The following is a 12793-nucleotide window of genomic DNA, read 5'->3' as shown; positions in this document are numbered from 1 at the left end:
GCCTGTTGGGGCACCGCCGGTAGCGGGTGGGCCGGGGCCTTCAGGGTCGGGGTCCGGGTCTGCACGGGGGCGACCTCCAGGTGATCGCTGCTGAGGCGGCAGAACGAGCGGCTGGACGTGCGGCGGAGCATACGGCGGAGCGGTCGGGCGCGACGGCGGCCGGGGAGCCGGCGCGGCGTCGGACATCGGGGGGATTCCTCCGGTCCGCTGTACCGGACCTGCCGCGCTCCGGGCCCCCTTGAGGCACCGCCCACCAGTGTGGGGCACGACGCGTGCCCGCCACGAGGGGCTTGCGCTCACTTTCTGAGCCCGGACCGTGACCGGGCGCTTATGCCGAGGGGTCGTTTTCGGCCGGTGGGGCCGCTACAGCGCCGCCGCGCCGCGGTCCTTCAGCGCCCGCCCGTACTGCTCCAGGACCCACAGCTCGTTCTGGACGGCGGCCAGGTGGCCGGGGTCGGGGCTGTTGCCGAGGCGGACCAGGCCGGCCTGGACGTCCTGGATGCGCCGCTCGACGGCCCTCAGCCGCACCTGCACGAGCTGGACGCCCGCGTACACCTCGTCGACGGTCTTCGCGCGGACCGCCTCGACGGCGAGCTCGGTGACCAGGGACCGGACGGTGTCGTCGGGCGCGGCGTCGCGGACCTTCGCGAGGTAGCCCGCGTCGGCCTGGGTGACGCCGCCCGCCGCCTCGACGGCGCGGCGCACGAGCACGTACGGCGCGGCGGTGAACTCGTCCTCGCCGTACGCGTCGAAGGCCGGGGCCACCAGGTGGGGGTGCTGGAGGGCGAGCTTGAGCAGCTCGCGCTCGGTGAGCGCGGCGGGGCTGCGCAGGTTGAGCGCGGGCCCGCGCTGCCCCTGCGGGGCGGGCGCGGCGGCCGGGGGCGCGCTCTGCCGGGCGGGCGTACGGCCGTCGGGCCGCTGGCCCCGCTCGCGGGCCCAGCGGGCGAGCTGGCCCACTCGCCGCACCACGAACTGGGTGTCGAGGATGCCGAGCATGCCCGCGAGCTGGACGGCGTACTCGTGCTGGATGGCGCTGTTCTTGATGTTCGCGACGATCGGCGCGGCCGCCTCCAGGGCGGCGGCGCGGCCCTCGGCGGTGTCCAGGTTGTGCCGGGCGACGACCTGGCGGATGGCGAAGGCGAACAGCGGGGTGCGGGACTCGACCAGTCCCGCCACGGCCGCGTCGCCCTCGGCGAGGCGCAGCTCGCAGGGGTCCATGCCGCCGGGGGTGATGGCGATGGAGGTCTCGGCGGCGAACTTCTGGTCGTCCTCGAAGGCGCGCAGGGCGGCCTTCTGGCCGGCGGCGTCGCCGTCGAAGGTGAAGACGACCTCGGAGGCGGCGTTGTCCATCAGCAGCCGCCGCAGGATCTTGATGTGGTCGCCCGCGAACGCGGTACCGCAGGTGGCGATGGCGGTGGTGACGCCGGCCAGGTGGCAGGCCATGACGTCGGTGTAGCCCTCGACGACGACGGCGCGGTTGGTCTTCGCGATGTCCTTCTTGGCGAGGTCGATGCCGTAGAGGACGTGCGACTTCTTGTAGATCGCCGTCTCTGGGGTGTTGAGGTACTTGGGGCCGTTGTCGTCGTCGCGGAGCTTGCGCGCGCCGAAGCCGATGACCTCGCCGGTGATGTCGCGGATGGGCCACATCAGACGGCCGCGGAAGCGGTCGATGGGCTTGCCGCTGCGGCTGTCCTGGGCGAGGCCGGAGAGCAGCAGCTCCTTGTCGGAGAAGCCCTTGCCGCGCAGGAAGCGGGTGAGGTGGTCCCAGCCGGCCGGGCTGTAGCCGACGCCGAAGTGCTCGGCGGCGGCCTGGTCGAAGCCCCGGCCCGCCAGGAACTTCCGGCCGATCTCGGCCTCGGGGCTCGCCAGCTGGTCCGCGTAGAACCGGGCGGCGATCTTGTGGGCCTCGATCAGGCGGATGCGCTCGCCCTGCTGGCGGCCCGGGGTGTAGCCGCCCTCCTCGTAGCGCAGGGTGATGCCGGCCTGGGAGGCCAGGCGCTCGATCGTCTCGGCGAAGGAGAGGTGGTCGATCTTCATGATGAAGTCGACGGTGTCCCCGCCCTCCTGGCAGCCGAAGCAGTAGAAGAGCCCCTTGGCGGGGCTGACCTGGAAGGACGGGGACTTCTCGTCGTGGAAGGGGCACAGGCCCTTGAGGTTGCCGCCGCCCGCGTTGCGCAGCTGGAGGTACTCGGACACGACGGCGTCGATCGGGACCGCGTCCCGGACCGCCTTCACGTCGTCATCGTTGATCCTGCCTGCCACGCCGTGAATTCTACGGCCGGGCGGGGGCGGCGCCGTTCCGTGCGGCTACCGGAGGAAGCTCCCCAGCGGCACGGAGGGGTCGGCGAGGGCGTCGGGGTCGGGGCGGGCACCGGAACGGATGAGTTTCTGGATGTCCTCGGTGACGTCCCACACATTGACGTTCATCCCGGCGAGGACGCGGCCCTCGGCGAGCCAGAAGGCGATGAACTCGCGCTTTCCGACGTCGCCCCGGCAGACCACCTGGTCGTAGGCGCCGGGCGGGGCGTAGCCGGAGTACTCCATGCCGACGTCGTACTGGTCGGAGAAGAAATACGGCACCCGGTCGTAGGAGACCTCCTGGCCGAGCATGGCGCGGGCGGCGGCGGGCCCCTCGTTGAGGGCGTTGGCCCAGTGCTCGACGCGCAGCCGGGTGCCCAGCCAGGGGTGCTCGGCGGCGGCGACGTCGCCCGCCGCGTAGATGTCGGGGTCGGAGGTGCGCAGGGAGGCGTCGACGGCGATGCCGCCGCCGTCGGCGCGGTCGACGAGGGCGAGGCCGGCGGCCTCGGCGAGGGCGGTGCGGGGGGCGGCGCCGATGGCGGCGAGGACGTCGTGGGCGGGGTGCTCCTCGCCGTCGTCGGTGCGGGCGGCCAGGACCATGCCGTCGTGGCCGGCGATCTCGGTGAGGCGGGCGCCGAAGTGGAAGCGGACGCCGTGCTCGGCGTGGAGGTCGGTGAAGAGCTGGCCGAGCTCGGGGCCGAGGACGGTGTGCAGCGGGGTGGGCTCGGGCTCGACGACGGTGACCTCGGCGCCGTAGCCGCGGGCGGCGGCGGCGACCTCCAGGCCGATCCAGCCGGCTCCGGCGATCACGAGGTGGCCGTTGTCCCGGCCGAGGGAGGACAGCACGCCGCGCAGCCGCTCGGCGTGGGCGAGGCGGCGCAGGTGGTGGACGCCGGCGAGGCCGGTGCCGGGGATGTCGAGGCGGCGGGGCTCGGCGCCGGTGGCCAGCAGCAGCTTGTCGTAGTGGACGAGGGTGCCGTCGCCCAGGCGGACGGTCCTCGCCGCCCGGTCGAGGTGGACGGCGGGCTGGCCGAGGTGCAGCTCGACGTCGGCCTTGGCGTACCAGTCGGGCTTGTGGACGAAGACGCTGTCCCGGGCGTCGCGGCCCGTGAGGTACCCCTTGGAGAGCGGTGGCCGCTCATAGGGGTGCTCGCGTTCGTCGCAGATGAGAATCACCCGGCCGGTGAAGCCCTCCTCCCGGAGGGTCTCGGCGGCCTTGGCTCCGGCCAGTCCTCCTCCGACGATGACGAACGTCTGGTTCGCGTCCACCACTTGCTGCCTCCTCGCTGCCGCCGCACCGCGCTGCGCGCGCGGTACGGCATCGGGTCTCACGTCCGCGGGCCGCGCCTCCGGGCGGACCGCGCCACCGCGGAAGGCGCCACCGCCGAGCGTGCCGTACCCCGCGTGCCGCCGGTAGAGGGAGTACCCCGGACGGGGCGGCCCCCGCAAGGGGTGGAGCGGGTCACGTCCGGGGCCGTCCGGCCCCGCCGCCGACGAGCCGGGCGTGGAGGGAGCGGGCGGAGCTGTCGGTCAGGGCGGCGATCTGGTCGACGACCGCGCGCAGCCGGCCGGCGTCGTCCTTCGCCTCGGTCCACAGGGAGTGGAACTGCGGGTCGAGGCCGTCGGGAGCGCGGGCCACGAGCGCCTCGGCCAGTTCCGCGATGACGACGCGCTGTTCGGCGCGGAGCTTCTCCTGGTCCTCGCGCTGCATCACATAGCGGTCGGCGACGGCCTTGAGCACGGCGCACTCCAGGCGGGTGCCCCGGGGAACGACCAGCTCGGCCCGGTACCGGGTGAGCCGACCGGCCCCATGGGCGGACCGGGTGGCCTCCTCCGCCGCCAGGCAGAAACGGCCGATGAGCTGGCTCGTGGCGTCCTTGAGGCGGGCCTGGGAGACGGCCGAGCCGTCGTAGCCGTGCGGCCACCACTCCTGCTCCAGGAGCCGGTCGAGGGCGTCGGCGAGCTCGTCGGGGGCGGCGCCCGGGGCGTAGCGGCCGGCGGCGACGGCGAAGATCTCCCGGCGCTCGGACTCGGCGAGCAGGACGTGCGGGTCGAGGTGGCCGGCGTGGAGGCCGTCCTCGACGTCGTGCACCGAGTAGGCGACGTCGTCGGCCCAGTCCATGACCTGGGCCTCGAAGCTGCGGCGGTGGCCGGGGGCGCCCTGGCGCAGCCAGGCGAAGACGGGGGTGTCGTCGGCGTAGACGCCGAACTTCGGGGAGTCCGGGTCGGTGGGGTGGTCGCCCTGCGGCCAGGGGTACTTGGTGGCGGCGTCCAGGGCGGCGCGCGTCAGATTGAGGCCGACGCTGACGAGCTCCCCGGTGGCGGGGATCGTGACGAAGCGCTTGGGCTCCAGGCGCGTGAGCAGGCGCAGCGACTGGGCGTTGCCCTCGAAACCGCCGCAGGGACCGGCGACTTCGTTGAGCGCCTGCTCGCCGTTGTGGCCGAAGGGCGGATGGCCGAGGTCGTGCGCCAGGCAGGCGACCTCCACCAGGTCGGGGTCGCAGCCGAGGGCGGCGCCCAGCTCCCGGCCGACCTGGGCGCACTCCAGGGAGTGCGTCAGCCGGGTGCGGGGGCTGGCGTCCCAGGCGCGGGCGCTGGTGCCGGGGGTGACCACCTGGGTCTTGCCGGCCAGCCGGCGCAGGGCCGCGGAGTGCAGCACCCGCGCACGGTCGCGCTGGAAGGCGGTGCGGCCCGGCCGTTTGTCGGGCTCGGGCGCCCACCGTTCCAGGTCGGCCGGGTCGTATCCGGCGATGCCGTTCTGCTCTGTCACGGGCCCTGCTGCGCTGCCGTTCATACCCCCGACGGTAGCCCCAGGGTCTGACAGCAGCGATGCGTGCGGGAGTCTTCCCGGAGGCTCGGCGCGAGCTTCGCGGAGGGCTTCGCAGAGGGCTTCGCGGGGGCCTCCGCCGGGGCCGGGACGCTCCGGGAACCTCCGGCTCCGCCGCGACGTTGGTCCTTCGCGATACGGGGGAGGTCCATATGGGTGTGACGAGCGGTGCAGGGCTGCCCGGGCTGCGGTACCGGCTGCGCCGGGCGCGCGCATGGCCCCGGCTGCCCGCGACCGTCGCCGGGCGGCGGCGGGCGGTGCAGGGCGTGATGGCGGCCTGTGTGCTGGCGTTCCTGCCCGTCACCTGGGTGCACGCGGCGGGCACGCCCCGGGTGCGGACCACCGGTGACGTCCCGGCGGCCCCGGTCGCCATGGTCTTCGGCGCGGGCCTGTGGGACGGCAAACCCTCCCCCTATCTGGCCCACCGCCTGGACAAGGCGGCGGACCTGTACCGCGCGGGCAAGGTCCGGGTACTGCTGGTGACCGGCGACAACAGCCGGGACGACTACGACGAACCGGACGCGATGCGCGCGTATCTGACGAAGCGCGGGGTGCCCGACGGCCGGATCGTCAGCGACTTCGCCGGCTTCGACACCTGGGACTCGTGCGCCCGCGCCAAGCGGATCTTCGGGGTGGACCGGGCGGTCCTGATCAGCCAGGACTTCCACATACGGCGCGCGGTGGCGCTGTGCGGGGCGGCCGGCATCGACGCGTACGGCGTCGGGGCGGGCGAGAAGCACGACATCACCTGGCTGGCGGGCGGGGCCCGGGAGGTCCTCGCCGCGGGCAAGGCCGCGCTGGACGCGGTCGTACGGCCCAGCCCGGCCTTCCTGGGCCCGCACGAGCCGGGCGTGGAGCGGGCGCTGGAGACGGCGGAGCGGTAGCCGTACGGCCGCCCGGGTCAGCCGAGCCGGACCACCCACGCCAGCGGCGTCCAGTCGTCCTTGTACGTGCTCACCAGCATCTGGTCGTGGTCGTTGAGCGCCTCTATGGTCACCGGCTTGTCGCCGCCGGGAAGGTCCAGCAGCTCGTCGAGGCGGTGCGCTCCGCCGTGCGGGTCCCACACCACCGGCACGGTGCGGTAGTCGTTCGCGGAGGTACGGGCGATGCCGGCGATCCAGCCATGGCTGTTGACGGCGGTGGCCTCGCCGCCGAAACCGAGGTCCGGCAGCTCGCGCGGCGCGGAGGGCCCGTCCCAGCGGGTCGGGACGGCGCTCAGCCCGCCCGGGCGCAGCTGCCCGCCGACGAGCACGTTCCGGTTGCTGACCGCCTGGGCCCAGGTCGAAGGCGTTTCCGCCACGGTGGACGCGTAGGTCTCCGTCCGGCCGTCGGGGTGCCAGACGGCGGCGGACCTGTCGAGGCTCCCGGCGATCAGGCCCTCGTCGTTGACGGCCACGGCGGCCGTGCCGCCCTTCAGCGGGCCCAGCGGCCGGAAGCCGGCTCCGGGGTTCCAGCGGTAGTACGTGAGGACGGGCTCGGGGCGCGGGCGCGGGCCGGGGCCGGGTCCGATCCAGTGGTAGGCCTTGAGGATCACGGTGCCGTCCGCGCCGATCCGGGCGGAGTTCTCGTCGACCGCCGTCTCGCCGGTGGGAATGCCGGGCTTGGTCACGTTCCCGTCGGCGTCCCACAGGACCAGGCCGTCCTTGTAGTGGGCGCCCACGACCCGGCCGTCGTCGGTGAGGCCGGTGGGATTCGTGCCAGGCGCTCCTTCGAGGGCCCGGCGCTCGTCCGTCGCCGGGTTCCACAGCGTGGGCTCGCCCTGCCTGGTCCTGAACACGAGCTCGCCGTGTCTGTTCATGGCGGAGGCGACGTGCTCGCCCACCAGCTCGGCGACGACTCGGGCGTGGACGCGCTCGCCCGGGCGGTCCCCCGCCCGGTCCGCGCCGGTCGCGGCGCGTACGGCCGCGGACGGCTCGGCCGCGGCCGTTCCGGCCGGGACCAGCAGCCCCAGCAGCACCGCCGTGGCAGCGGCGGCCCGGCTCCAGCCCTTCGACATGGTTGCCCCCCGGTGTTCGACTGCGTCGTGTGCTTCGCGTACTTCGCGTACGAAGAAGGACACCGTGCTCGAACACAGCCCCGGTCCGCCCCCGGAACGCCGTCACTGGCGGCTTCCCGTCACCGCCGGGGGCGTGTCACCGCCGCGGCTCACGCCCGTTGATGGCGTCGAGATAGAGCCGGAAGATCTCGTCGTCGTTGACGGGGCTGTAGGAGACGCGGTCGGCGTCCTCGCCGTCGGGCCCGCCGCCGTTGAGTCCGCCCAGGACGCCGACGAGATCGCCCGTTCTGGTCTTCTCGCTGAAGTGGACGAGCCAGGGGCTGCCCGAGGTGCCCGAGAAGAAGCCGTCGCAGCGCATCTTCAGCTGGTTGTGGCCCTCCAGCCGGGCGGTCAGGGCCGTGCACCGGACGGCCTGGTCGGCGGGGTCGCTGTCGGCGCTCGGATAGCCGATGACGCTGACCAGATTGACGAAGCCGGGCGTGCGGACGAGCCGGTTGGCGCCCGTGACCCGCTCGATCTGGCGGCCCCGGCCGTCGGGTCTGACCGTGGCGAAGGCGAAGTCCAGGTCCGAGCCGTCGCCGTAGTCGTCGCGCCGGGGATCGGCGAAGGCGCGGTCCACGGTCCACACCCCGTACGGCTGGGAGCCCGCGCCCTGCTGGTAGTCCGGTACGAAGGAGGCGCCCTCGCCGAAGCCGCAGTGCCCGGCGGTGACGATGAGGTTGCCCTTGGGGCTGTGCACCACGCTGGCCGTGCAGTGGTGGTCCTTCATGTCCTCGCCGGCGTAGAAGAGCACGCCGACCGAGGGCACCCCGTCGAAGTGGCGCGCGCTGCCGGAGACCCGCCGGGCCCCGCTCGCGGCGCCGTCCGCGCCGTCCTCGTTGTCGGCGGTGTCCGCCGTCCGGGTGGGTCCCCAGAAACGGCGGGCCTCCTCGCTGGACCAGTTCCCGCCCCGGCCGTGCCCGCCGGCGCCCCTGGGCACGGCGGCCGCGAGCGCCACGACGTACAGGCCCGCGAGCACGGCCCGGACCCAAGGGACCCTGGACCACCGGAGGAAACGCACGGGCACCCCCACCACGTCAGGAAGGCTGTCGACAGGCTAACCGCAACAACCGGGATCGCAGCGCACCGAGCAGCTTTCCGGAAGGTCGGTAGTGCGAATGACCGATGAATTCCCTCGGCACCGCCGGTACCGGACCGGTACGGGATCAGCCGTAGAAGGGCCCGTCGTGGTGCCAGGTCGTGGTGCCGTAGACGTCGGAGCCCTCGATCGCGATGTCGAGATTGGTCACCTTGAGTCCGTACTGCACCGGAGTGGTGCCCGGGGCGCAGTCGACCTTCACTGCCGGGAAGTTCATGGCGAACTGCGGCCCGAAGTCCTGGCCCGGGTTCCCCCGGAACATATGGGTGATCCATCCCGGGTCGGCGTAGTAGTACCAGGACTGGAGCGGGGTCCGCTCCGTCCGCACCACGAAGGCGGTGGACCAGTCGAACGTGCCGTCGGCCGTGCGGCAGCCGAAGGTGCGGGCGGTGTCGGCGGTGGCCTTGAACCAGTTGCCATTGCCCCACTTGCCGGCGAGATAGCCGGGCTGGGAACGGACGTTGTGGAGGGTCACGTCCAGGGTGAAGCCGCCGCAGCCGGGCGTGGGGTCGTACTCGTGGTACTTGAGCAGGCAGGCGTTCGGCCCGATGCCGGTCGTGGGATCGGGCGTGTACGGCCGGGGCACGACGGTCTTCCTGCCGAACACGATCGTCTCGTCGATCCCGCCGGGCGTCGCCGCCGGGGCGGAGTCCCGCTGGGTGGCGTGGGCCGGGGCCGTACCACCCAGGACCAGCACGGTTCCGGCGAGCAGGGCGAGGAGCGCCCGCGTCAGTGCGTTTCTTCGCGTGACCATGTCAGTGACATCCCCCTGGTGAGGTGGTGGCGGCGAGGTGGTGGCGAGCCACCGTAAGGGCGGAGGGGGGACGTCCGTAAGAAGCGCGTTCCGGCCGTTCCCGTCCGGCGGCGGGCGGGCCCTCGCGCGGGTACTGTCGGCGGCATGACTGCCTGGAGCGCGAAAGACATCCCCGACCAGAGCGGCCGCACCGCCGTGGTGACCGGCGCCAACAGCGGCATCGGCTATGTGACCGCGCGGGAACTGGCCCGGCGGGGGGCGAGGGTGGTGCTGGCCTGCCGGGACGCCACCCGGGGCAAGGCCGCCGAGGAGCTGATGCAAGCTCAGGTGCCGGGCGCGGACGTACGGTTGGCGACGCTCGACCTCGCCGACCTGTCGTCGGTACGGGCGTTCGCGAAGGAACTCCCGGAGGACCGCGTCGATCTGCTGGTGAACAACGCCGGGGTGATGGCGCTGCCACAGCGCAGGACCGTGGACGGCTTCGAGATGCAGTTCGGCACCAACCACCTCGGCCACTTCGCGCTGACGGGCCTGCTGCTCCCCCGGCTGCGCGCCGCCGGGCGCGGGGCGCGGGTGGTGACGGTCTCCAGCGGGCTCCACCTCCTCGGCACGGTCGACCCGCGCGATGTGCAGATGGACCGCCGCTACCGGCGCTGGATCGCCTACGGCCGCTCGAAGAGCGCCAACCTGCTGTTCGTGCACGAGCTGTCGCGCCGGCTGACGGCCGAGGGCGGGGCCGTCGTGGCGGCGGCCGCGCATCCGGGGTACGCGGCGACCAATCTCCAGACGGCGGGAGCCCGGATGGAGGGACGGGCCTTGATGGAGCGGGGCGCGGAGCTGCTGAATCGTTTCATCGCGCAGAGCGCGGAGGACGGGGCGCTGCCGTCGCTCTACGCCGCCACGGCGGCGGGCGTACGGCAGGACGACTTCATCGGCCCGCGGGTCCAGCTGTGGCGCGGCGCGCCGGCCCGCTCGGTACGGGCGTGGTGGACGCGGGACGACCGGGCGAGCGCGGGCCTGTGGGCGGTGTCGGAACGACTGACGGGCGTGACGTATCCCTGAGACGCACCCCTGACGGGACAGGCCGCCCGCTACTCCAGTCCCGCCGACCGCAGCAGCGTGCGCGCGCCGTCGCCGTCGATGCGGTCCGCCAGCGCGCCCAGCGGCATCGCGCCCTCGCGCAGCAGACCGCTCTCGCGGGCGCGCCGCACGCCCGTGTCGAGGCGGTGCCAGAGCAGCGGGTTCGCGGCCAGCACCTTGGGGTCGAACTCCACGCGGTTGCCGCCCACGTCCCGCAGCACCAGCCGCGGTGACATGCCGTCCGATCTGCGCACCCGGGTGAGCAGATCGGTCCGCACCCGGCGCTCGCGCAGCAGGCCCCGCACCGCCAGCCAGTTCTCCCCGGCCGTGACGCGCGCGGGCCACAGCACGGCGACGAGCGTCACGCCGATGACCGCCCAGCAGCCGCCGCGCGGCCAGTTGACGCTGCCCCGGGCGACGTCGGCGAGGAGCAGCGCCCCGCCGAGCCCCAGCCCGCACAGCCAGGCCGAGCGGGCCTCGCGCCGCCAGCCGCGGTCCCGGGCCAGGACGCGCCCCGGCGCCCCGGGTTCCCCGGCGTGCGTCCGTCGTACGTAACCACCGTGCCGCGCTCGCAAGGTCTGTCGCCGTCCCATGCTCCTGACGCTAGGACCGCGCCACGCGCACGGCGCGGGATGTTGACGGCGTGCTGACGTGGCTTTGGCCAATCCTTGCGCCGCTCTGACGCCCCTTGCGTCTCCCGCGTCAAGAACGCGTATGGAAAGCGCCAAAGCGCGCCAAGACGCCGCCAAGGCCGGTCGCGACCTCCTGCGCGCGAGCGCACGCTGAGCGCTCGGACACCACGGAGGTACGACAAAACATGTCCATGCTGGCCAATTCGGAGCACGCCGCCGGTACCGGCGAGGAGCCGCCTGATACCGGCGCCGCGCGGTCCGCCGAGGACCGGCACCGGCTGACGGCCGTCCAGGGCCTGGCGGCCCTGTCGCTCGACGCGATGGCGTCGGTGGCGTACGGGCCCGAGTCGATCGTTCTCGTACTGGCGGCGGCCGGGGCCCACGGCCTCGGGTTCACGCTGCCGGTCACCCTCGCGATCGCCGCCCTCCTGGCCGTCCTCGTCGCCTCCTACCGGCAGGTCATCGCGGCCTTCCCCGACGGCGGCGGCTCCTACGCGGTCGCCAAGCGGCACCTGGGCCGCCGTACCAGCCTCTTCACGGCGGCCTCCCTGGTCCTGGACTACGTGCTGAACGTCGCGGTGTCGGTCACCGCCGGCGTCGCCGCCCTGACCTCGGCCTTCCCCTCCCTCTACGCGGACCGGCTGTGGATCTGCCTGGCCGTGCTGGTCCTGGTCACCGGCGTCAATCTGCGCGGGATCGTGGACTCCGCCAAGGCCTTCATCGTCCCCACCGCCGTCTTCGTCGGCTCGATCCTCGCCATGATCGTCGTGGGGCTCCTCCGCTCCGCCCCCGCGAGCACCGAGGCCGCCGCCGGACACGCCTCCGCGCTGGCCGGCAACGCCACCGCCGTCGGCGCGCTCCTGCTGCTGAAGGCCTTCGCCGCCGGCTGCTCCGCGCTCACCGGCGTCGAGGCCGTCGCCAACGCCGTCCCGTCCTTCCGCGCCCCCGCCACCCGGCGGGCGCAGCGCACGGAGGTCGCCCTCGGCGCGCTGCTGGGCGTCATGCTGATCGGCCTGTCGGTGCTGATCGGCCGCTTCCACCTCCAGCCGGTGGAGGGCGTCACCGTCCTCGCCCAGCTCGCGGACGCCTCGCTGGGCCACAACTGGGCCTTCTACGTCGTGCAGTTCGCCACGGTCGTACTGCTGGCGCTGGCCGCGAACACGTCCTTCGGCGGGCTCCCGGTCCTGATGGGCCTGCTGGCCCGCGACAACTACCTGCCGCACGTCTTCGGCCTCAAGGCCGACCGCCAGGTCCACCGCCACGGCGTGCTGGCCCTGGCCGCCGTCTCCGCGCTGCTGCTGGTCTTCTCCGGCGGCGACGTCAACACGCTCGTGCCGCTCTTCGCGATCGGCGTGTTCGTCGGCTTCACCATCTGCCAGATCGGCATGGTGCGCCACTGGCGCGAGGAGCGCTCGGCGGGCTGGCGGGGCAAGGCGCTCCTCAACGGCTTCGGCGCGGTGCTGACGGGCGTGTCGGCGGTCGTCGTCACGGCGACGAAGTTCGCCGAGGGCGCCTGGCTGATCGTCGTCGCGCTCCCGGTGCTGGTCCTGGCCTTCGAGGTGGTCCACCGGGCGTACGAGCGGATCGGCGAGCGGCTGGAACTGGGCCGGGTGCCGGAGGCGCCGCGGCGCTGCCACTCGGTGGTCGTGGTGCCGGTCTCGTCCCTGTCCCGGCTGACGAGCAAGGCGCTGACGGCGGCCGTGTCGCTGGGCGACGAGGTCATGGCCGTCACCGTCACCCAGCCGGACACGGAGGGCCGCCGGGCGGCGGAGTCGCTGCGGCGGGACTGGGAGCTGTGGAACCCGGGCGTGGACCTGGTGGAGCTGCCCGCGCCCACGCGTGCGCTGGGCCGGCCGATCGTCGACTACGTCCGCGAACTGACGGACCGCCACCCGGACACCCGGGTGACGGTCCTGATACCGGAGGTCGAGCCCGCGCACGTCTGGCAGCGGCTGCTACAGAACCAGCGCGGCGCGGTGGTCGCCCACGCGGTGCGGCGGGATACGGATGCGGTGATCTGCCGGCTGCGGTTCCGGATCGGGTCCGCGCAGGCGTGACGCACGGGCGC

At 73.7% G+C, this 12793-nt stretch carries 10 protein-coding genes; 3 read left to right on the top strand and 7 right to left on the bottom strand.

Annotation, left to right across the window (positions count from 1 at the left end; all coding sequences use genetic code 11):
* Positions 1-363: 363 nt before the first annotated feature.
* The 3 genes from dnaG to K6I33_RS06235 form a co-directional block, all read right to left on the bottom strand.
* Positions 364-2262 carry a DNA primase gene (gene dnaG / locus K6I33_RS06245; protein ID WP_229348669.1) on the bottom strand — a complete coding sequence of 633 codons (1899 nt, stop codon included), beginning with the start codon at positions 2260-2262 and terminating at the stop codon, positions 364-366.
* A gap of 45 nt (positions 2263-2307) precedes the next feature.
* Positions 2308-3570 (bottom strand): FAD-dependent oxidoreductase, encoded by a 1263-nt coding sequence (locus tag K6I33_RS06240; RefSeq protein ID WP_229348668.1) that lies wholly within the window; start codon positions 3568-3570, stop codon positions 2308-2310.
* Between the two features lie 190 nt (positions 3571-3760).
* Complete coding sequence (locus tag K6I33_RS06235; RefSeq protein ID WP_229348667.1) at positions 3761-5092, bottom strand: deoxyguanosinetriphosphate triphosphohydrolase; 1332 nt, start codon at positions 5090-5092, stop codon at positions 3761-3763.
* A 185-nt stretch (positions 5093-5277) separates the two neighbouring features.
* Between K6I33_RS06235 and K6I33_RS06230 the strand changes: the two genes are divergently transcribed.
* On the top strand, positions 5278-6009 hold the full coding sequence (locus K6I33_RS06230) for a vancomycin high temperature exclusion protein (protein WP_229348666.1): 732 nt from the start codon (positions 5278-5280) through the stop codon (positions 6007-6009).
* A 17-nt stretch (positions 6010-6026) separates the two neighbouring features.
* Here K6I33_RS06230 and K6I33_RS06225 read toward each other — a convergent pair whose 3' ends face one another.
* From K6I33_RS06225 to K6I33_RS06215, 3 genes are all read right to left on the bottom strand, one after another.
* Complete coding sequence (locus K6I33_RS06225) at positions 6027-7121, bottom strand: hypothetical protein (protein WP_229348665.1); 1095 nt, start codon at positions 7119-7121, stop codon at positions 6027-6029.
* 136 nt (positions 7122-7257) lie between these two features.
* Positions 7258-8139 (bottom strand): serine protease, encoded by an 882-nt coding sequence (locus K6I33_RS06220; RefSeq protein ID WP_229348664.1) that lies wholly within the window; start codon positions 8137-8139, stop codon positions 7258-7260.
* A gap of 187 nt (positions 8140-8326) precedes the next feature.
* Positions 8327-9013 (bottom strand): hypothetical protein, encoded by a 687-nt coding sequence (locus K6I33_RS06215; protein ID WP_229348663.1) that lies wholly within the window; start codon positions 9011-9013, stop codon positions 8327-8329.
* Positions 9014-9157: 144 nt separating this feature from the next.
* Here K6I33_RS06215 and K6I33_RS06210 point away from each other — a divergent pair, with 144 nt between their 5' ends.
* Positions 9158-10075, top strand: coding sequence for an oxidoreductase (locus K6I33_RS06210; RefSeq protein ID WP_229348662.1), 918 nt, complete (start codon positions 9158-9160; stop codon positions 10073-10075).
* Positions 10076-10104: 29 nt separating this feature from the next.
* Here the strand turns inward: K6I33_RS06210 and K6I33_RS06205 are convergent, their stop codons facing one another.
* Positions 10105-10686 (bottom strand): hypothetical protein, encoded by a 582-nt coding sequence (locus K6I33_RS06205; protein WP_229348661.1) that lies wholly within the window; start codon positions 10684-10686, stop codon positions 10105-10107.
* A 230-nt stretch (positions 10687-10916) separates the two neighbouring features.
* Between K6I33_RS06205 and K6I33_RS06200 the strand changes: the two genes are divergently transcribed.
* Positions 10917-12782, top strand: coding sequence for an APC family permease (locus K6I33_RS06200; RefSeq protein WP_374283560.1), 1866 nt, complete (start codon positions 10917-10919; stop codon positions 12780-12782).
* Positions 12783-12793 lie beyond the last annotated feature (11 nt).

The sequence above is a fragment of the Streptomyces sp. UNOB3_S3 genome (assembly GCF_020740895.1).
Lineage (GTDB): Bacteria > Actinomycetota > Actinomycetes > Streptomycetales > Streptomycetaceae > Streptomyces.
Note: the sequence above shows the minus strand (reverse complement) of the source record. Positions and strands in the feature narration are given on the sequence as shown.

Coding starts and splice junctions, on each gene's coding strand:
- K6I33_RS06235 (WP_229348667.1), bottom strand. CDS start 5,092: ATGAACGGCAGCGCAGCAGGGCCCGTGACAGAGCAGAACGGCATCGCC.
- K6I33_RS06230 (WP_229348666.1), top strand. CDS start 5,278: ATGGGTGTGACGAGCGGTGCAGGGCTGCCCGGGCTGCGGTACCGGCTG.
- K6I33_RS06215 (WP_229348663.1), bottom strand. CDS start 9,013: ATGGTCACGCGAAGAAACGCACTGACGCGGGCGCTCCTCGCCCTGCTC.
- K6I33_RS06225 (WP_229348665.1), bottom strand. CDS start 7,121: ATGTCGAAGGGCTGGAGCCGGGCCGCCGCTGCCACGGCGGTGCTGCTG.
- K6I33_RS06210 (WP_229348662.1), top strand. CDS start 9,158: ATGACTGCCTGGAGCGCGAAAGACATCCCCGACCAGAGCGGCCGCACC.
- K6I33_RS06200 (WP_374283560.1), top strand. CDS start 10,917: ATGCTGGCCAATTCGGAGCACGCCGCCGGTACCGGCGAGGAGCCGCCT.
- K6I33_RS06205 (WP_229348661.1), bottom strand. CDS start 10,686: ATGGGACGGCGACAGACCTTGCGAGCGCGGCACGGTGGTTACGTACGA.